The following is a 19,919-nucleotide window of genomic DNA, read 5'->3' on the forward strand; positions in this document are numbered from 1 at the left end:
CGTGTGTTAATTAGGGCTACGACTCCTTTTCGCTAAACATCAATAATGAATTCAGGAAAAACCAAGAAAGAATACCCTGCCCTGCAACAATAATAAGAGTTACCGATAATATCGACGACCTTAAGATATTAAGATCTGTTATAGGACCATAATTCCCTTTTCCCCATTCTCCTATAGTCAAAATACCCAAGCTAATTCCAGACAGCAATAATAGAAAACAAACTAAAAGGGAACGCTCACGGATAAATATTTCAACTGCTTTTAGCATGGCGTCACTCGACCTCCACAGTTGCATAACTTTACCCATGGTTTTACTAATAAATGCAAATGAAATCATTTGAACACCAACGACCGCAAACGCCGAAGAATACAGCATCGTGTGATAGTCTAGAGTCAAGTTACCTATAGATAGCCTTCCGAACGAGAGTGCACCAATACCAATCGCACCGATTAAAAAACAAAATAAACCTGGATAGAAAAACAACCATTTGGGACTATATACCAACAAAAACTTAAGATGCCGCCAACCGTCTTTCCAAGTGTTCAAGTGCGGTGGCCTGTCTCTCCCATCTTTTTTAAGCGTGGTGGGAACTTCGGTAATTTTAAGTCCTTGTAAAGAAGCTTTGACGACCATTTCACTCGCGAATTCCATACCAGGGCAGGTTAACTGAAGTTTCAAAATAGACTGCCTGTCAAATCCCCTTAAACCGCAATGAAAATCTCGAATTGAAGAGGAAAAAAACAACCTACCTAGAAAGCTTAAGACTGGATTCCCTAAATAACGATGCAAGAAAGGCATTGCATTACGATCAACCCCACCTTCGAACCGGTTCCCCATAACCAACTGTGCACCAGAACGAAGCTGCTTTAAAAAGACATCAAGTTTTTCAAAGTCATAACTATCATCGGCATCCCCCATGATGACATATTTTCCGCGAGCTACTTTAATACCTCCTGAAATTGCTGCTCCGTAGCCTTTCCTACTTATTTCTACAACTTTAGCTCCTTCTTCAATAGCAATTTTTTTCGATAAGTCTGTCGAACCGTTGTCCGCTATAATTATCTCGGCGACTATACCTTCTCGCTTTATAAACCGCTTGGCCTTACCAATACAAGAAGCCAAAGTTTTTTCTTCATTTAGACATGGAATAACAAAACTTAATTCCAAAGATGTCTCCTTACATTTTGTCTTTTAATTAGTCTCAAATCTAACATTTTGAAACCATAAAACCTTACAATAAACCCCACAACCAAGGTAGATGAAGTAGCTACTAGTTACGGTAAAAACTCGCACTATATTTCAATTTCTAATTACAGTAGGTTTAACAGTAAAGGAAATTCATTTCAATCAATACGTTGCTTGAACGTATCCATGATTTCAACGCATTCATGTTAAATCATTTGAATGCACATATTTTATCTTTAAACGCAGACTGTTTGGCCATAGAGCGTTTTAGCTATTTTCATAAATTTCTCTAACATGAGAGCCCTTCTAACAATATTTTTTGGATACAAATAAAAAGTAAACTCAAAGTACCTATGAGCAGGTAGACATGCGCTAGTTAGCAATGTATTCCGCCCCCATTTTCCATGCCCCCTATATTCAAGTATCATGACGCCAAATTTAATGCGTTGTGGGTTCCCCTTTTATGTCATTTAGCGCGCTAGGCTTGTGTACTGAACTTTTAAATACCGTTGCTGAAAAGGGCTATACCACCCCATCTCCAATTCAGCAGGAAGCCATTCCAGCAATATTAAGTAAACAAGACCTTATTGCGATTGCACAAACAGGAACGGGGAAAACAGCGAGTTTTTCACTGCCTATTTTGCAGCTATTGGCAGACAAGCCTCGCTCTGAGCCTAACTGTGTACGCGCGCTAATCATAGCTCCTACTAGAGAGCTTGCCGCACAGGTTGCCCAGAACGTGGAACAATATAGCCAGAATCTAAAAGTCCGCTCAACCGCCGTGTTTGGTGGCGTGCGAATTGAACCTCAAAAATATGCGTTAGCCCAAGGTGTAGACATTCTCATCGCAACACCAGGGCGCTTGCTAGATTTGTATGAACAAGGTGATATTAACTTCGAGCACCTTGAAATATTGGTGCTAGATGAAGCCGACCGCATGCTGGACTTAGGGTTTATTGACCATATTCATCACATACAAAAGCTTCTGCCAGAGAAACGTCAAACGCTACTCTTTTCAGCCACGTTTTCAAAAGAAATTAAAACATTAGCAACCACGATGCTGAACACCCCTAAAACTATCGAGTTAGCTAGGGCTAATGATCACATTGAAAAGATTACGCAAATATTGCATCCGGTAGACAAAGAGCGAAAAAACGAGCTTCTTATTCACCTTATTGAAAATAATGACTGGTCTCAAATATTGGTATTTACGCGTACCAAACGCGGCGCAGATGAGTTAAGGAATGAACTTGAAGCGAAAGGTATTGTTGCAGAGTCTATTCATGCTAACAGAACGCAGCAAGCACGCACATTGGCGTTAAATGGTTTTAGAGATGGCAGCATTAAAGTACTGATTGGAACAGATCTAGCCGCTAGAGGCATTGATATTCAGCAATTGCCATGCGTGATTAATGTCGACCTGCCCTATGTAGCTGAGGACTATATTCATAGAATTGGCCGTACAGGCAGAGCGTCGTCAGAGGGCTTGGCTATTTCGCTATTCAGCGACGACGAAGCAAAGCAGCTAAAAACCATCGAACGTCTTCTTGGCAGGCAATTTAAAAAGACCTTCATTGCCGAATTTGCGCCGAAGCCAAAACCGAAGCCACCCGCAGCTAAGATTGAAGAAGACTTATACGGGAATTTTGAGGCTAACGACAAGCCGAAAGGTAAAGGTAGATCGAAGGGGCGTAGAAAGCGCCGTTAGTTCAGCGCTTTCAACGCTCAAAAAACACATCAACTAAGTCGGCAAGGGTTTCTTCCAACTCTTCTTCGAAAACATCAATATCAATATCGAAGCTGTTCATATACTTGTCAGCATTTTCACGCGATACCGTAATGTTCTTCATCTGAAACTCTAGCTCAGGAAGTGATTTGTCATATCGAGGTTTAACAACCCAACGCAAACAGTGGCCACGGTTGTCTTTCAGTTTTTGTTTAGCAAAAACACAAAACTCCTCGACATAGTCTGCTCCCTGCGGCCCAAGACAGCCAGGTTCAATACGACACATCACCAACAACTTTTTGTACAGAGGGAGTCGAGTTTCCATTTTATCTTTGAATAGTTTAAAGATTTGATTATCGGCAAATTTTGTTTATTTTTCCAGTATGAAATAGAGCCAATATTGAATTTGTAAGTATTAAGTCCGCAAGATGGCTTCTGACCTCTATAAAGTAAAGACTGTGAGAAAACGCTTTCGTTTTAATTTCGAACCGGCTTTCTACAACTAAGGTACAAGCAGGCGTAATGCAATCTGTCAAACTTCTTTACAATTAATTTCAAAGTGAAAACAAAACACAAAAAAATCAAAAACTTACCACGTGGCACACTTAGTGCTTAAGATAAAATTAAAGTATAATGGAGTATGGCTTAAATGTTGTCGTTGAAGCAGTTGTTGTGTGTTGTTTTATGTGTGTCGTCAGCAAATGCGCTGGCTACGGTCAGAGTTGTTGATTTCGATTTGGATGCAAATTTAAATAGAATTCAAAATGGACAGGTTATCGATGATGAATACGCTGATTGGGGCATATTAATCTCAAGCTGTAATACAAACGGCGTGGCAGCTGCTGGCACAGACCGAGTTACGGGCGTGTGTAATGACGATCCTAATGCTACTAATCCAGACTACAGCAGTAGACAGGCTGCATTTAATACGCAAGCTAACAACACACAAGACCCTGACCTTGAATTTGACAAGGTTAACGGCAGCTGGGTAGGTACTATCTCGGGCGATGAATACGACAAGCTTACAGATTACAAAAGCTACTATGCAGACATCAAAGCTCAAGCGGGAACCGGAGGCGGCTTATGGTCTCGCCCAGGTAATGCGTTAATCTTAAATGAGCATGCTTGCAATACAACAACGTGTACAAACCCAGATGATGAAGCTACGCGTCCTGGTGGTTTCTTTGTATTTGATTTTACCGATGGCCCAGTAGATATCCTTAATTTAGACTTTTTCGATGTAGAAGACGTTGAACGTACAGATACAACCTCTCCTCAAAATCTAATCTACTTTTTCTATGCTGACGGCACGTCAGGTAGTACCCAAGTATTAGCGCCAGGCAATAATGAATACGCAAGAAAAGATTTTGTGTCTACGGAATTGGCGTCGCTGTACACTAATGTAACGAAACTGGTTGTTAACCTTCCAGGTTCAGGTGCCATCAATAACCTTATCGTAAAAGCCACCGAAGTTCCTGAACCTGCAGGTATCGCGCTATTTTTAAGTGCTGGTTTAATAATGCTAAGGCGTAGAAAGTCGAAATAGCTTTGCTAGAAATTAAACACTACGGCGCTGTAAAGCGTCGTTTTTGTTTATCCACTTTACATTTTTACGTAAACTGAAATCCCTCTTTAGGCTAAATGGTTGCTCCATGTATTACAATCGTACTGTCATCATCACCTTAATGTTTCTGCTGTTTTCTATATCGAGCAATGCTATTGAGGTTGAAGAGCAGTATTTTGAGTCTGCTTTAGAGTCCGTGTCACAAAATGATACTGAAAGCGCCTATATTCACTTGAAGAATGCTCTTGCAGCCAATCCAAGTCACGTGCCTTCGAAGATATTGATGGGGAAGATCCTTTATACAAAGGGCTTTTTTGATGCTGCGTTACAAGAGTTACATGATGCAGAGCAACTAGGTGCAGATAAAAACCTTACCGCTGTAACAATTGCGCGAGCGCTACTTGTATTGAAAAGTTACTCACGTATTTTGAGTATTGATACTGCTAGTTTGAAGCAAGATATTGCATTTGAAGTACTTCTAATTAAAAGCAGCGCGCAGCATCAATCACCAAAGCCTAAAGAGGCTATTCAATATTTAAACCAAGCGAATGAACTACAGCCCAATAGTTTACGTGTCTTACAAACGTTTGCATCACACTATCTCTATTTAAATGATTTCGAGAAAGCCACGTCTTATATCCAACAGGCATCGAGTAAATATGGTGACAATCCTCAAACACTTCATTTACGTGGCCAGTTAGCTTATCGACAAGGTAATACACAAGAAGCGGTGAGTTTCTTAGAACGCGCCCACTCGTTGTCTGCTGAAAACCCTATCATTATGCGATCGTTGGCAAGTGCCTATATGGCTATCGACAATAATGATGCTGCTTTAAAAATTGTACAAACAATAGTAGATCAAACCCCTGGCGACCCTTACGTCAAATTGCTTTTAGGGCAGCTTCGCGCTAAAAACAATCAAACTGAAATAGCTAAACAAGTATTCGACGAACTGCTAGCGGCACTAACTTTATTACCCGAAGATATTATGCAGAGTAGCCAAGAGCTGCAATTTATCAATGCGTTTGCGTCCTACTTGAATGAAGACTATGAAAGTGCCGTGAAGGCATTTTCTACTTACCTTAATAATAATAATGACAGCGTAAAAGCACTAGCCTTGCTAGCTGATTCATATATTAAGCTAGATACGCCGAAAGATGCCCTAACGCTATTAGATAGACGGCAAACCTTGGTTACTCGCAATATACCGCTGACAGTGACCTTGTGTAATTTATTTATTGAAAACAATCGCAGTTTTAAATGTGACAGGCTGATTGAACAAGCTGAATTCATTCATGGCTCACAAGCAACGTTCAGTTATGTGCGTATGAACTCGTTGATAGAACGCAGCCGTTTTGACGATGCTTTAGCTATATTCAACGAAACCTTTAGCGAAGCACAAGACGAAAAACTAAAGCTGTTAGGCATCCAATTAAAAATGCAGACGTCCTCTTATCAAGCGGCTTTAGATGACATTAAAGACCTTTACGCCACAACTGAAGATAAGAGCAGGCTTAAATTACTCGAGGCAAAAGTTCAGGATAGTTGGGGTAATTTAGAAGCGGCGAAGGCCATCACACAAGAGGTTGTAAAAGATACTCCCTACGCGCCGGGGGCTCTAATTTTACATGCAGAAGTTTTGCTCAAACTAAATGAAGTTGATGAGGCGCTAGTCATTGCGGAACGGCTATTCCAAGGCAACCCCAATCTTGCACATACGCTGCTCTTGGGCGAAGCGTTGGCAAAGTCTGATAATATCGAGGCCGCATTGTCACTCTTGAATGCCGCCAAAAGAGATATACCGCAAAGTACCCCTATTTCAGGCTTACTGTTAGAAATCTACATCAATTCTAGACAGCATGAAAAAGCGCTAATCGAGGTGGGCGAACTGCTGAAACAAAACAGACTAGATCAAACTGCATTGGTTGCTAAAGCGTCACTTTTAACCGAAATAGGGCAATATGAAAAAGCTGAATTGCCGCTCAATATTTTGTATGGTCTTTGGAACGGCAACCCTAGACTTCTCGTTAAGTTGAGTAAATTGCAGATAAAGGCAAATGATCTCATTGGCGCACGTACCTCGCTATCCGACGCTAAAGCTATTGCACCAGACAGCGTAACAATAGCGTTGGAAGAAGCTAAACTAAAATTAAAAACCAATCAGCTTGATGGTTTGGAAAAAGCGATTATTGCTATTCAGGCTAAAGCGCCCAATAGCCCTGAGGCTTATCTACTTGCCGGCAATTTTTATAATGCAACAAACGATAAACAAAAGGCATTCAGCGCATTTTCCCACGCATTTGAACTTGACCCTCATACTTCTGTGCACGCAGCCTCACTATTTCAAAGCGCTAGCAATGAAAGCATGTTTATCGCTTTTGAAGAACTTATGCTTCCTTACGTTGAGAAATATCCAAACGCCTATTTCCATAAAAGGTTATTGGCAGATTTCTATTTAACCCAAGATGAGCATGATAAAGCAAAGACACATTATGAGTTTTTATCAAAGATAGAAGCGCTTTTTGACAAAGCAACCGTCTTAAATAACCTTGCTTATATAGAAACGAAAGACGACTTACCAAAAGCACTAAAATACGCAGAAGAGGCGTTATCACTTTCACCAAATACACCACAAGTTTTAGATACATATGGTTGGATTTTGGCACGCCAGGGTAATTACACCGAAGCGCTGCCTAATTTAAGAAAGGCCTATTCTTTCGATGCCGTCGACCCTAATATTATGTATCACCTAGGCTTCGTACTGTTAAAGCAAGGAAAGCATCAACAGGCTAAAATTGAACTTGCCAATGCACTTTCTTCGGACTTACCTTTCGCAGACAAACAACAAGCCAAAGTCTTATTTGATTCTCTTTAAAGCAAAGCAGTACATCACCCTTTTTGGCTGAGTACTGCGATAGCGTGCCAGTCTTTAATAGTAACATCCGCTCCAGATTCGCCAAATGTATCGACGATTCGTGCTGGGGCGTTAATTTGCCCGACATCTGCTTCGCCGTTGTACTCCCTATAAATTAACTACCACACCATAGCTGCCACACCGCGCTTAAATTTTAACTGCAGCAGCCTAGCGTGCTTCATTTCTGTTAGTGAACTTTACCCACACTATGCCCGTTTATAGTTTGCACAAATCAATTTTGAGTACGGTGATTTTGTTTTAGCGAATGCAACCTTGTAGCTAGCCTTCTTAAACATTTACATAGGGATTTAAAATGAAAAATTATGCTATTAACACAGAAGTAGAGTGGGAATGGGGGAAAGGTAGCGCCACGGGTAATATTCGAAAGAAATATACAAGTGACGTTGAGCGCACAATTAAAGGCTCATCGGTAAAACGTGAGGCTAGCGAAAAAGACCCTGCTTATCTTATCGAACAAGACGATGGCAGTGAGGTACTGAAGTCGCACAGCGAACTTAAAAAATCGTCTTAACTTATTTATAGATTATTGTACTTCGTATAATGACAATGCCCCCTTCTTTTTTCTCTCATAGCGATGTAGTTAACATAGCGAAGAATTTGCTAGGCAAATATCTATACAGTGAAATTGATGGTATACGAACGGGTGGCATAATTTTAGAGACTGAGGCTTATTCCCATAGCAACGATTTGGCAATGCAAAAGCATTTGCTCAGACGCCCTTCTTCTATAAAAACACTAAAACGCAATGGCGGAATTGCTTACATATACAAGGTTTATGGCCACCATAGTATGTTCAATATTGTCACTAACAGTGAAGCGTTCGCAGACTCGGTGCTTATTCGTGCAATTGAGCCAACTGAGGGAGTTGAAGCTATGGCAAAAAGAAGAAACATGCAGTGTGCTAACAAAAACCTATGTTCGGGCCCAGCTAAACTCACTCAAGCTCTTGGTTTAACGCCTTCCCTTAATGGGACACCAGTAACTAATCGAAACCTGGTTTGGGTTCAAGGTGAAGGAAAAGGAAAAGGAAAAACAGTACCCAAGGATAATATAACGTGCTCGCCGCGCATTGGTATAGATTACGCCGAAGATGACGCCGCATTACCTTGGCGATTTACACTGAAAAGAAAGGCGCTATTGCAGGCGGAATAGCTCGCTTATTTCACCACAGCGTGACGGTTATATTGGGCAGAGTATTAAAAAATTAAGTACCCTGCCCCCTTAATTTACTCGTCTGTTTGCGAAGCGTAATGGTTCTGCATTAACCATGCATAAGCGGAAGTAAAAGCTGGCTCTTGAAACTGCTTTAAACCCGTTTCGGCAAAAGGCACTGCAATTGGGTTTCTGCGTAAAGATTCTTTAATATCAGTTGGGCTATATACAATTACATCCAACCCTTCAATTAATTCAATAGCCGCTTCTAATTTGAAGCCAATAGCACCGCCAGCAAATTTACCTTTGCTTTGACGTTGGCGAATTATCACAGCATCAATTTTGTAGTCGGCCACAAGTTTAGCGAAAGTACTTTGAAGGCTTTTGAGCCCTTTAGCACTGCTATCTGCCAACGTTAACCGGCGTGTTCGGCAGTCGGGAACATGAAACAAGCCATCTATTAGCGACAATAGACACACATTTGCTTCGTTACCTTTTAAATCTACACCACAGACTTTCATATTCATTCCTATTTACATTTATCAGCCATTATAGCGTGTTTTGCTAATGATATTTATCAACACTCAGCTTTCTTTAGCTTTTCGATTCTATTTTTTCCTAGAAATAGAAACAGCGTACCTTTATATCAATAAAGTACTCTGACCCCATCATTTATGCCTTATTATTTATATTTTCAAAAATCGCAAAAGTGTTTTGTCATTAGTGCTGTTTTTAACAAACAAATTTATCGTCACACTGTACGCACTTAAATAACAGCTCTTTTGAGCCACTTTTGTGAGGATTAACAATGCCTATTGCATTATTTGCGTTAACGTTAAGTGCGTTTGCTATTGGTACTACGGAATTTGTAATTGTGGGGTTAGTGCCCACGATAGCGTCAGATCTTGGCGTAACCCTACCCAGCGCGGGATTACTCGTCAGCCTTTACGCTGTTGGTGTAGCCGTTGGCGCCCCTGTATTAACCGCATTAACCGGTAAATGGAACAGAAAACACGTACTGCTAAGCCTTATGGCTTTGTTTGTTGCCGGTAATATTCTTGCCTGGCAAGCACCTAGTTACGAAAGTCTAATAGTGGCGCGTATCTTAACTGGCCTTGCCCATGGTGTGTTCTTTTCAATTGGCTCTACTATCGCCACCAGCTTGGTTGCTAAAGAGAAAGAAGCCAGCGCCATTGCTATTATGTTTACTGGCCTTACCGTTGCCTTGGTAACAGGTGTACCGCTTGGCACATGGATTGGACAAAGCTTTGGATGGAGAGCCACATTCTTAGTGGTATCTGCTTTAGGTACTATTGCGCTTATTGGCAGTGCGTTACTTGTGCCAAACAACTTAAAACAGAGTAAGCCTGCTACGTTAAGCGAGCAGATGAAAGTATTGGTTCAGCCCCGATTAGTCTTGGTATACCTAATGACCATTTTAGGTTACGGCGGTACCTTTACCGCATTTACTTACCTTGCGCCTATTTTGCAACAAGAATCAGGATTCGCGCCTTCTGCGATTAGCTTGATCATGCTGGTTTACGGTGCCTCAGTTGCCGTTGGGAACATATATGGCGGTAAATTAGCCGATAAAAAAGGCCCTATTCGCGCGCTCACTATTATCTTCAGTGCTCTAGCCATTATTTTGTTCGCCCTCACCTTCACCATGGGTCACAAAATTGCTGCAGTAATTACTATTCTAGTGTGGGGGGCGTTTGCATTTGGAAACGTACCAGGTCTTCAAGTATATGTTGTGCAGCTTGCTGAAAAATTCACACCAAATGCAGTAGATGTAGCTTCAGGGCTAAACATTGCAGCGTTCAACATTGGTATTGCGGTAGGTTCAATTGTTGGCGGGGCCATTGTAGAGGGCATGGAGCTATCAGATACCGCATGGATAGGCGCTGCTATTTCTGTGTCTGCGTTAGTGGTAACACGGTACAGCGGTTACTTAGATAAGCGTGACGCTTCCGCTACGATAAATGCGTAAGGGCACCATTATGACTACCAACACGTTTGATAAACTAGCAGCCCACGACTTTTCAGTAGGCGTAGAACTTCCACTCGATAACGACTGGGCACATTTTGATGCTACAAAAGGTACGCCGTTTGGCGTACCTGATTTAACTCAACATCACAGTCGCATCCAGTTGGCAGACAAATTAGGTTTTAAGGCAGCTTGGGTACGCGATGTGCCTATATATGACCCAAACTTTGGCGATGCCGCACAAGTTTTTGAAACCTTCACTTACCTTGGCTACCTTGCCGGTATTACTGACAATATTTTACTAGGCACAGCGGCCGTCGTTCTGCCTTTACGCCAACCTTGGTTAGTAAAGAAAGCCGCGGCGAGCGTACAAAAGCTTAGCGGTAACCGGCTAATTCTTGGCGTGGCAAGCGGCGACCGCCCTGTTGAATATCCGCTTTTTGGTGTCGACTTTAACACCCGGGGTGAACAATTTAGGCAGTCGCTCGACATTGTAAAACACGGCAATGCGCAATTAACCAAGGGCATGGAGGTACTTCCTAATTCGCAGTCTGAATTAGTTGATACGCCGCTTTATGTTGCCGGACTTGCACAGCAAAGCCCACAATGGGTTGGGGAAAACATGGACGGTTGGCTCGCCTACCCTGGTACGCCAAACGATCATATAAAACGCGTAGCCTTATGGCGGGAAGTTGCAGGTAATAAACCTTACGTTAGCTTTATCCATCTTAATTTGGTTGAAGACGACGAAGCGCCGATAAAACGCCACCGATTCGGGGTTGAAACTGGCGTAAACGGGCTTATCAAAGAACTTAAGGCAATGAAAAGCGCGGGCGTTAACCATATTGGCCTTCACTTCAGGCGAAATACGCTGCCGGTTGAAGACGCAATGCAGCGAATTGCTGAGCACGTTCTACCGCATTTTCATTAGTAACGGAAATTAACAAGGAGGCATCATGCCTAACGTAAATCAGTCACAGTCTAAAATTCCTTCACTGGGTGTAGGCACATTTCGTTTAAAAGATGAAGAAGCATATAACAGCGTGACGATGGCCCTAGAAGTAGGTTTCCGCCACATTGATACCGCACAAATTTATGGCAATGAAGAAGCCGTGGGCCGGGCTATTAAAGACAGTGCCGTAGCACGTGAAGATTTATACGTTACCACCAAAGTGTGGAACGATAAGCTAAACAAAGCGAGCTTTGTTGACAGTGTAAAAGAAAGCTTGGCAAAACTTCAGCTAGATTACGTAGACCTACTGCTTATTCACTGGCCGTCACCAGAAAACGGTGAAAGCATGGAAGAATACTTAGGTGAGTTACTAAAAGTGAAAACGTTAGGCCTTACCAAAGAAATCGGCATTTCTAACTTTACGGTGGCTCAAGTTGAACAAGCCGTAGGTATTTTAGGTCAAGGTGTTATTGCCACTAACCAAGTTGAAGTTCATCCTTATCTGACCAATGATAAAGTGCGCGCCGTGTGCGACAAGCACGGCATTGTTGTTACCGGCTACATGCCATTTGCCGTAGGCAAAGTGCTTAAAGACGACACCATTGTTGCCATTGCAGAGAAGCACGGGGTGAGCGCGGCTGAAGTGGTTGTGGCCTGGGAGCTTGCCAATGGCCTTGTGACTATTCCATCGTCTACCAAACGTAAGAACTTGGAAACCAATTTCAAAGCACTTGAGCTAACGCTTGACGCAGAAGACATTGCAAAAATTGACGCACTAGACTGCGGCGATCGTCAGGCCACACCAGACTTTGCCCCAGAGTGGGATTAGAGAGGTATTAGATAGGTATTATGCAAGCGAATGTTTGGCAATTTCAACAAGCAGGTAAGCCACTAGTGCATGACGAGCAGGTAATCTCGGCACCAGCGGCTGGGCGTATTGTGGTGCGTAATTATGCGATTGGTATAAACCCAGTAGACTGGAAGTTTATCGACGATAATCCCCGCGATTGGCAAGAAGGCCATGTGCCAGGTGTCGACGGCGCAGGCGTTGTTATTGCCGTGGGCGATGGTGTGGATAACGGGTTATTGGGAAAGCGCGTTGCTTATCATCATAGTCTTAGCGAGAACGGTAGTTTTGCAGATCATACACAGGTATACGCAAGCCGCGTAATGGACGTGCCTGAAAGTATGGACTTTGCATTGGCTGCGGCCCTGCCATGCCCCATGCTAACGGCGTGGCAAGCATTCAGTAAAGTACCCGTTAGGCAAGGTGCTGATGTACTCGTTAGCGGAATGGGAGCGGTAAACAAGCTGCTTTCCCAACTGTTATCGCAGGCCGGCTTTAATGTGCACGTTATATCCAGCAGTTTCACTCAAGCGCAAGCGGATGTAATGGGTGTGAAAGCCATTCATAGTGATGCCCCAACAGGCCAAAGCTTTTACGCACTTTTCGATGCAAATGGCCCTGATAACGCCAAAAACCTTGTACCTTTATTGGAAGCGAATGGTCATGTGGTGAGTATCTTAGGGCGCATTGAAGAGCCTGTAGATGAACCGTTTACCCGCACAATTTCATATCACGAAATAGCCCTAGGCGCTTTGCACGATTTCGGTGATTTAGCGCAGTGGCAGCGTCTTATGAACGACGGTGAAACCTTGTTAAGGCAAATAACAGAGCAGCAAATAGTGGTAGAAATACCTCAAGTGTTTGCTTTTCAAAACCTCAACGATGCGCTTCATTCTTCTAAAGAAGCCAAACAAAAAGCAGTGGTGACTGTTAGCTAAATGAAATGGGGGCAGAGTATTTTTGTAAGGAAATGGATAAAAGTACTCTGCCTCTTTTATGCGTAACACTATTATTTTCTAGCCCCATCATTCGAGAAATATTTACAGTTTTATTCGGTAAAATAGTCATCCTCTCTAGTCGTTACATATATTACGGCGCAAAAAACGCACTTCTTTTTGTCGATAAAATCGGGCTACAAGCCGCATTCTGACGCTATTTTGAGCAACAATTTAAAACAATCTGGCAAAGTAGGCCTGTGGTTTGCAACTCCATAACTAACTCACATTAACTCACAAACTGAAGGGATACATTATGTTACGTTGGGCTTTAATATTTTTAGTAGTTGCATTAGTTGCAGCAGTTTTAGGATTTGGTGGAATTGCTGGTTCTGCAGCGGGTATCGCCAAAATTATATTCGGTGTTTTCGTTATCCTACTGATCATTTCAGTTGTTATGAATATGGTTAAAGGCAAAAGTTAAACGAAAGCCGAAGTAAAAAATTGGTTTTAAGACTTTGCGAGAGTCTGTAATAAACAGCCATTAGTCATTTGATTAATGGCTGTTTTTTTAATTTACGCTTCATCAATGGAGATCATTATGAGCAACAAACAACGCATTACGAACGTAGGTATCGGTCTTGCCGCTGCATCTGCAGGAATTCTAGCGAGAAAAACGCTTCAAAAGTCGTGGGAAAAAGTGACTAACGACCCCGCCCCGAAAGACAAAGAAAGTGAAAATACAGACCTTAAAGAGGCCGTAACCTGGGCTGTAGTATCAGGCATTGGAGCAGGCGTTGCCAGAATGGCCGTTCAATATGTACTAGACAAACGCCAGTCAAAATAACACTGCCAAATTGATACCTCTTAAAAGTGTAAGCACTTATAAGAGGTATCGAAACGTTGGTTAATTTTTGCGACCTGTTCCCATAACACATCTGTTAAATAAATCTGCAAGATTGAATACAAGCCAATTCATAATTTAACCCTGTTTATCTCTCTTCTGGTATAAAAGAAAGCAATGACGGCGCTTAAAATAACCACTGTAACGATGGTGTAAAACATAGACACCATGGGGTAGCCCCACACTACAATCAGTACATAGTTTATTGAAGCGGGCACAACAAGTTGACGGGCTATACCTAAATACATGGGAAACATAGGCTTTTGCATTGCCTGCAATATAGCCACACTTTGAAACAAAACCACGTACGCATAAAAAGCTAATGTATCAATTCTAAGGTACGTTATTCCTGTATTTTTAATGGCACTGTCGTTAGTAAAAAGGCTCATTGCCAGCGGCGATAGAAAATACATAACGGGAATAGACACTACCGCCATAAAGAAACCGATTAGTAACCCCTTGCGGTACGTTTCAGCCACACGGTCGTATTTTTTTACGCCCATATTCTGACCCGCTATGGCCATTACCGCGCTATTCAACCCTAACGCTGGTAGTAACAACACCTGCTCTAGACGCAGCCCAACGGTATACCCTGCCACATGCTCACTACCAAATTGACCGATAAGCGCCACTGTAATAAAACCACCTAAAATAATAGTGAGCATATTGAAGCTAGCGGGCACAATTTGTTTAAGTAGCTTTTGCCAACGCTCTTTATCAAAAGTGGGCATTACCAATATGTTTAAACGCTTCATCAGTACCCGGAACAGGTAAAACGCGGTGGCAAACTTAATCACCACGGTGGCTAGCGCTATACCGCTTACCCCTAAGTCGAGTATAAAAGTAAAGAAGGGGTTCAGCCCAAAATTGGCAAAGAAACCAATCATGAGTGCATTTCGGTTAGATTTGGTATCGCCTAGTGCCATCAACGCGCCCGCCGCCCCGAAAGATAAGGTGAAGCCTACCGAGCCGGCTAACGTTACCCATAAATATTCCATGGCAAGCGGCTCGATATGAGGTTCAGCGCCAAGTAAAACCACCAACGGACGCGCCGCAAAAAATCCTATTACACACGACACCGCACTAAAGGCAATGGCAAGGCCGCTTACGTTATCTAGCCAGCCTTTCACTTCGTGGGTTTCTCCCCTACCCGCCCCCGGCGCAATCATTGCAGAAGCCCCAGTTTGAATGCCAATACCAATAGACAGCAGTAGAAAGAAAACGCTGGACGCGATAGATAAACCGGCAAGTGCATTATCTGACAAGTAGCCCGCAAACCAAATGTCGGTCAGGTTATACAGTGTATTGAAGATCATGCCCGTTGATGCCGGGATAGCAAGCCGCACCATGTGGCCGACAATAGCGCCTTCCGTTAACGATGGTTCAGATTTGGTGGCTTCTTGCATTTAGCTTCCTCGGCTACAACGAATACCCGCAATAACATACCGATTTTTAAGCCCGCTGGAAAAGTTTTGTTTTAATAATGAGGTAAGAGAATGAGATCAGTGTGAATTTAGGAATTAATGTACTCTGTTCTCTTTATTCCTGCTCCCTTTACTTCTACTCTCTTTATTCCCTTATTTAAAGCTAGTCTAGAGCGCTAACTTTCCCTATACTTTTTGCAAACTGTTTAAAAAAGGAACAAGGAATGTATCGATTTGGCATTGTCGGCGCTGGCATGATCGCGGATTTTCATGCTCAGGCTATTAACGCTATACCTAATGCAGAGCTAACAGGGATTTATTCACGTTCAACTGAAAAAGCGAACGCCTTCGCACAGAAACATAACTGCACACCTTTTGACGATTATGCTTCTTTTATAAATTCTCCCAATATTGATGTTATTACCGTATGCACCCCATCAGGGTTTCATTTAGAGCCCATATCTGCTGCAGCCAAAGCGGGTAAACACATTATTTGCGAAAAGCCCCTTGAAGTGACCGCCGAACGAGTGGATGAGATGATAGCCGTATGTGCAGAAAATAATGTGATGTTAGCGGGCATTTTCCCCCGGCGTTTCAATGCATCGTCGCAGCTACTTAAAAAGGCGTTAGCGCAAGGTAGATTTGGCAACATTGCTATGGCTGATGCCTATATTAAATGGTGGCGAACTCAAGAGTACTATGAAAGCGGCGCTTGGCGTGGCACCTGGAAGCTAGACGGCGGGGGCGCGTTAATGAACCAATCTATCCATACCATCGATTTATTACTTTACGTGATGGGCGACGTTAAATCCGTACGGGCAGAAACTAGGCTTGTGGCCCATGAGGGAATAGAAGTAGAAGATGTTGGTATTGCCATGGTGGAGTTTGAAAGTGGCGCGTTGGGTGTGATTCAAGGGTCTACCGCGTGCTGGTCTAAAAACGGACATCCGGCAGAAATCCAAATTACCGGCTCGCAGGGTTCTGTTTTCATGAGCGATGACAAATTCCGGCTGTGGGAGTTCGCTAATGAAAGTGAACATGACAATGAAATTAGACAGCAATATGGTCTTAATGAGAATGAAGCCGGCGCTGGCGCAGCCGACCCTTCAGCCATCGACTTTGTTTGGCACCAAAGAAATTTTGAAGATGTTTTACATGCGCTTGAAAACGGCACTAAACCATTGGTAGATGGTTTCGAAGGTCGCCGCTCTATTGCCTTGCTTAACGCAATTTATCGTTCAGCGGCAAAAGGTGGTGAAAAAGAATTTGTTTAAACTGCCACTTCAACTCCTAATGGCGGCTGATTGACGAGGTAAGTTTAGATACGTACTCTGATATTTCTACACGTAATGGATTACTTAAATGAAAACAAGAAAAATAATAACCGCGCTGACGCTCTCACTTTGCTTAACTTCATTATTGGGCTGCGCAGAGCCTGAAACCCTGCCGGCCTCCCCCTCTCCTGCTGAAGAGTCAAAAGAAGCCACCCTTTTGAAAACCGGCCTTGCAGAACGAATTCGAATTGAAGGGCAAGAGGTTGATTTTCAATCTTTAGCCCAGCGGCAGGCCCTTTATAATGTGCCAGGCGTTTCTGTCGCGTATATGAAAAATGGACAACTGGCTTGGACCACGCAAAGCGGCGTTAAAGACTTAACAACCGAGTTGGTTGTTGATGAAAACACAGTGTTCCAAGCAGGCAGTATTTCTAAACCCGCATTTGCCGCGGTATTGATGAAGTACCGCCAAGATAACCCTATTGATTTAGATAACGACGTAAATAATTTACTTACCAGCTGGCAATTGCCCGAACATGAATGGACTGGCCAAGAGGTAGTTTCATTACGCAGGCTGTTGAGTCATACCGCTGGCACCACAGTACATGGCTTTCCTGGTTACGCGGCTGGCGAACCCGTGCCTACTTTGCAGCAAGTGTTAGAAGGTGTTGAGCCTGCTAATACCAGCGCGGTAGTGGTTGACCTTCAACCCGGCACGCAAATGCGCTATTCAGGTGGGGGCACTACGCTCGCTCAACTTACCTTGCAAGACATAGCAAACGAACCCTTACCGACAATGGCACAACGACTTTTGTTTACGCCGATAGGTATGACGCGCTCTGGTTTCGAACAGCCCATATCGCCTAAGTTATCAAACAATATGGCTACGCCATATGACGGTGACGGTGCACCAGTAGAAGGTGGCGCGCATACTTACGCTACGCTTGCAGCAGCCGGCATGTGGAGCACGCCATCAGACATGTTGAAAATGGCAAGCGGCGTTCGTAGCGCGTATTTGGGGCAAAAAACAGATTGGATATCGCAAGCTACTGCACGAGAAATGTTAACCAACAATACGCCAACCAATGAAGCACCTAATGTTGGTATTGGCTTTTTTATCAACATGGATGAAGACGGTGAAATTCTGGGCTTTGGTCATGGCGGCGCAGATAAAGGTTTTATGTCGCAGTTATATCTTGAGTTAGATACCGGCAACGGCTACGCCATTATGACTAACGGCGATAACGGTAGTCAGTTAATTAGCGAGTTAGAAGTTCGCCTAAAAGAAGTGTTGGATGTGGGGTATTCGCAAGCTGAAGTTAAAAAGTTAGTGCCAATCAACCAAACAGAGCTGAGTAAGTATATTGGTACTTACGTGGTAACAGACCCCGTTAATGTTGACATTGTATTGCAGGAAGCAAAAAACGGCTTTGTGCTTAACGCCCTACCTTATATTGAAAATGAAAGGTATTTTCATGAGGGTGAAGGTCATTTTTTTGCTAAGAATGGCAGTAGTGTTCGTTTTGAAGACGATGCTGAAGGCGCGCTGGCTAAGACGCTTGTTATGGATGGGAATATTCGGGGAGTCAGGAATAGTCAGCGAGAAACGCAGTGATAATATGGTGTATCTAATAAACCAGCTTGCGACTTTCTAGCTTTAGGCATCAGGATTTTCTAACGTTGGTTTACTCCTTTAACAGTGTGAATAGCTAACCAACTTGAAGATAGTGTACTCCGGTACAGTTTTGATAGCGCGTGTTATGCCTGTCTTATTAGCTTTTAAACGTAGGGTATTGAGCTATTAGCAATGACGTCCTTTTCAAGAACTAGTATATCAGTGTGCAGATAGGTTAGCTGATAACCTACTGACTTTTGAGGTGAAAAAATTCTTTGCTCAATGGTCCGGTTTAGACAAACAGCGGACATTTACGAAAGTCACTTCAGGCTTACCGTAAGTGCCATTAGTGGAAATATTCATTAGATATTATGGCTGGAAAGCATAATACTTTTTAAATAATTAGATTCACGGGAAAGACGTAAGTTAGCTTCATTGATATCATTTTTAAATGACGTAATTTCTCTAAAAGGAGAGCATGTTTCACCGCTAGACACTTTAATCCAGAAGTCTTTAGAGTGAAGGTCGAATGCCCTAATTATCTCAGCGACAGTATCCTTGCAGTTGAGTACCCACAGGCTAGATATCAAATTTTCAACCAAGTTTGTTTTAGATAAAAAAATCCAATTACTAATCTTAACGGTGCAACGGGTAAGACTAAGCGTATCGGCCGTATGGTTAAAATGCACGCTGGTGAACGTACTGAACTTACTTCAGCACAAGCGGGTGATATCCTAGCTGTTGTTGGTATGAAGAACGTTCAAACAGGTCACACGCTATGTGATTCTAACCACCCTTGTACACTAGAGCCAACGGTCTTCCTTGAGCCAGTAATCTCGATTGCTGTTAAGCCAAAAGATAAAGGCGCGAACGAGAAGATGTCTATCGCTATCGGTAAACTGGTTGCAGAAGACCCGTCTTTCCAGGTTGAAACTGATGAAGATTCTGGAGAAACCATCCTTAAAGGTATGGGTGAACTTCACCTGGACATCAAAGTAGACATCCTTAAGCGTACTTACGGCGTTGAGCTGGAAGTTGGTCAGTCGCCGCAGGTTGCATACCGTAAAACTATCACGCCAGCGGTTGAAGACAGCGACACACAAAAAGCAGTCTGGTGGTTCTGGTCAATTCGGTAAGATTGATTACCGCATCCGCCCGGGCGAAACTAACTCTGGCTTTACGTTCGCATCAAGGCAGACGTACCTCAGTCTGAAATGTTCGGTTACATCGGACACCTGCGTACTATCACGTCAGGCCGTGGACTGTTCTCTATGGAATTCAGCCACTACTCAACATGTCCTAACAACGTAGCTGAAAAAATAATTGCAGAAGCAAAAGCGCGTAAAAACGCCAAGTAATATTTTGCTTGTATGATTAAAAAACCCGCCATTTGGCGGGTTTTTTGTATGGAGGTTAGA

18 protein-coding genes and 1 pseudogene are annotated in these 19,919 nt (G+C 43.0%); 15 read left to right on the forward strand and 4 right to left on the reverse strand.

Translation table 11 applies throughout. The features are described 5' to 3' along the window. Positions 1-16: 16 nt before the first annotated feature. Positions 17-1,168, reverse strand: a complete 1,152-nt coding sequence (locus ALT761_RS15140; protein WP_129739811.1) for a glycosyltransferase family 2 protein — start codon at positions 1,166-1,168, stop codon at positions 17-19. A 481-nt stretch (positions 1,169-1,649) separates the two neighbouring features. Here ALT761_RS15140 and ALT761_RS15145 point away from each other — a divergent pair, with 481 nt between their 5' ends. Next, on the forward strand, positions 1,650-2,894 hold the full coding sequence (locus tag ALT761_RS15145; protein WP_129739812.1) for a DEAD/DEAH box helicase: 1,245 nt from the start codon (positions 1,650-1,652) through the stop codon (positions 2,892-2,894). Between the two features lie 10 nt (positions 2,895-2,904). On the opposite strand, the gene ALT761_RS15150 is transcribed toward ALT761_RS15145, so the two are convergent. After that, positions 2,905-3,237, reverse strand: a complete 333-nt coding sequence (locus ALT761_RS15150; RefSeq protein ID WP_013783016.1) for a hypothetical protein — start codon at positions 3,235-3,237, stop codon at positions 2,905-2,907. A gap of 324 nt (positions 3,238-3,561) precedes the next feature. Here ALT761_RS15150 and ALT761_RS15155 point away from each other — a divergent pair, with 324 nt between their 5' ends. The 4 genes from ALT761_RS15155 (at position 3,562) to ALT761_RS15170 (ending at position 8,563) form a co-directional block, all read left to right on the forward strand. Next, on the forward strand, positions 3,562-4,458 hold the full coding sequence (locus tag ALT761_RS15155) for a PEP-CTERM sorting domain-containing protein (protein WP_129739813.1): 897 nt from the start codon (positions 3,562-3,564) through the stop codon (positions 4,456-4,458). Between the two features lie 106 nt (positions 4,459-4,564). Beyond that, positions 4,565-7,351 (forward strand): tetratricopeptide repeat protein, encoded by a 2,787-nt coding sequence (locus tag ALT761_RS15160; protein WP_129739814.1) that lies wholly within the window; start codon positions 4,565-4,567, stop codon positions 7,349-7,351. A gap of 352 nt (positions 7,352-7,703) precedes the next feature. After that, positions 7,704-7,922, forward strand: coding sequence for a DUF2945 domain-containing protein (locus ALT761_RS15165; RefSeq protein ID WP_129739815.1), 219 nt, complete (start codon positions 7,704-7,706; stop codon positions 7,920-7,922). A 35-nt stretch (positions 7,923-7,957) separates the two neighbouring features. After that, positions 7,958-8,563, forward strand: a complete 606-nt coding sequence (locus tag ALT761_RS15170; protein ID WP_129739816.1) for a DNA-3-methyladenine glycosylase — start codon at positions 7,958-7,960, stop codon at positions 8,561-8,563. 74 nt (positions 8,564-8,637) lie between these two features. Here the strand turns inward: ALT761_RS15170 and ALT761_RS15175 are convergent, their stop codons facing one another. Continuing rightward, on the reverse strand, positions 8,638-9,084 hold the full coding sequence (locus ALT761_RS15175; RefSeq protein ID WP_129739817.1) for a DUF3010 family protein: 447 nt from the start codon (positions 9,082-9,084) through the stop codon (positions 8,638-8,640). Positions 9,085-9,371: 287 nt separating this feature from the next. Between ALT761_RS15175 and ALT761_RS15180 the strand changes: the two genes are divergently transcribed. The 6 genes from ALT761_RS15180 (at position 9,372) to ALT761_RS15205 (ending at position 14,131) form a co-directional block, all read left to right on the forward strand. Next, a complete protein-coding gene (locus tag ALT761_RS15180; protein WP_129739818.1) occupies positions 9,372-10,553 on the forward strand; it encodes an MFS transporter in 1,182 nt (393 codons plus the stop codon). A 10-nt stretch (positions 10,554-10,563) separates the two neighbouring features. Next, entirely contained in the window at positions 10,564-11,481 is a 918-nt protein-coding gene (locus ALT761_RS15185) for a TIGR03571 family LLM class oxidoreductase (protein ID WP_129739819.1), read from the forward strand. Positions 11,482-11,506: 25 nt separating this feature from the next. Next, positions 11,507-12,331: a 2,5-didehydrogluconate reductase DkgB gene (gene dkgB / locus ALT761_RS15190; protein ID WP_129739820.1), complete on the forward strand. Its 825-nt coding sequence runs from the start codon at positions 11,507-11,509 to the stop codon at positions 12,329-12,331. Positions 12,332-12,351: 20 nt separating this feature from the next. After that, on the forward strand, positions 12,352-13,287 hold the full coding sequence (locus tag ALT761_RS15195; protein WP_129739821.1) for an alcohol dehydrogenase catalytic domain-containing protein: 936 nt from the start codon (positions 12,352-12,354) through the stop codon (positions 13,285-13,287). A 313-nt stretch (positions 13,288-13,600) separates the two neighbouring features. Further along, complete coding sequence (locus ALT761_RS15200; RefSeq protein WP_126874060.1) at positions 13,601-13,768, forward strand: DUF1328 domain-containing protein; 168 nt, start codon at positions 13,601-13,603, stop codon at positions 13,766-13,768. 117 nt (positions 13,769-13,885) lie between these two features. Beyond that, positions 13,886-14,131: a DUF4235 domain-containing protein gene (locus ALT761_RS15205; protein ID WP_013783003.1), complete on the forward strand. Its 246-nt coding sequence runs from the start codon at positions 13,886-13,888 to the stop codon at positions 14,129-14,131. A gap of 128 nt (positions 14,132-14,259) precedes the next feature. Here the strand turns inward: ALT761_RS15205 and ALT761_RS15210 are convergent, their stop codons facing one another. Then, complete coding sequence (locus ALT761_RS15210; protein WP_129739822.1) at positions 14,260-15,594, reverse strand: MATE family efflux transporter; 1,335 nt, start codon at positions 15,592-15,594, stop codon at positions 14,260-14,262. 242 nt (positions 15,595-15,836) lie between these two features. On the opposite strand from ALT761_RS15210, the gene ALT761_RS15215 reads away from it, so the two are divergent. The 4 genes and pseudogenes from ALT761_RS15215 (at position 15,837) to ALT761_RS20955 (ending at position 19,859) form a co-directional block, all read left to right on the forward strand. Next, the gene (locus ALT761_RS15215; protein WP_129739823.1) at positions 15,837-16,886 is read left to right on the forward strand and encodes a Gfo/Idh/MocA family protein; all 1,050 of its coding nucleotides are present in this window, start codon (positions 15,837-15,839) and stop codon (positions 16,884-16,886) included. 88 nt (positions 16,887-16,974) lie between these two features. Continuing rightward, positions 16,975-18,501, forward strand: a complete 1,527-nt coding sequence (locus ALT761_RS15220; RefSeq protein WP_129739824.1) for a serine hydrolase domain-containing protein — start codon at positions 16,975-16,977, stop codon at positions 18,499-18,501. A gap of 629 nt (positions 18,502-19,130) precedes the next feature. Beyond that, positions 19,131-19,692 (forward strand): annotated as a pseudogene (locus ALT761_RS15225) (EF-Tu/IF-2/RF-3 family GTPase); the annotation flags it as partial. A gap of 23 nt (positions 19,693-19,715) precedes the next feature. After that, complete coding sequence (locus ALT761_RS20955) at positions 19,716-19,859, forward strand: hypothetical protein (protein WP_442858129.1); 144 nt, start codon at positions 19,716-19,718, stop codon at positions 19,857-19,859. The last annotated feature ends 60 nt before the right edge of the window (positions 19,860-19,919 follow it).

Source organism: Alteromonas sp. 76-1, assembly GCF_900654235.1.
In the GTDB taxonomy this organism is placed as follows: Bacteria; Pseudomonadota; Gammaproteobacteria; order Enterobacterales; family Alteromonadaceae; genus Alteromonas; species Alteromonas naphthalenivorans.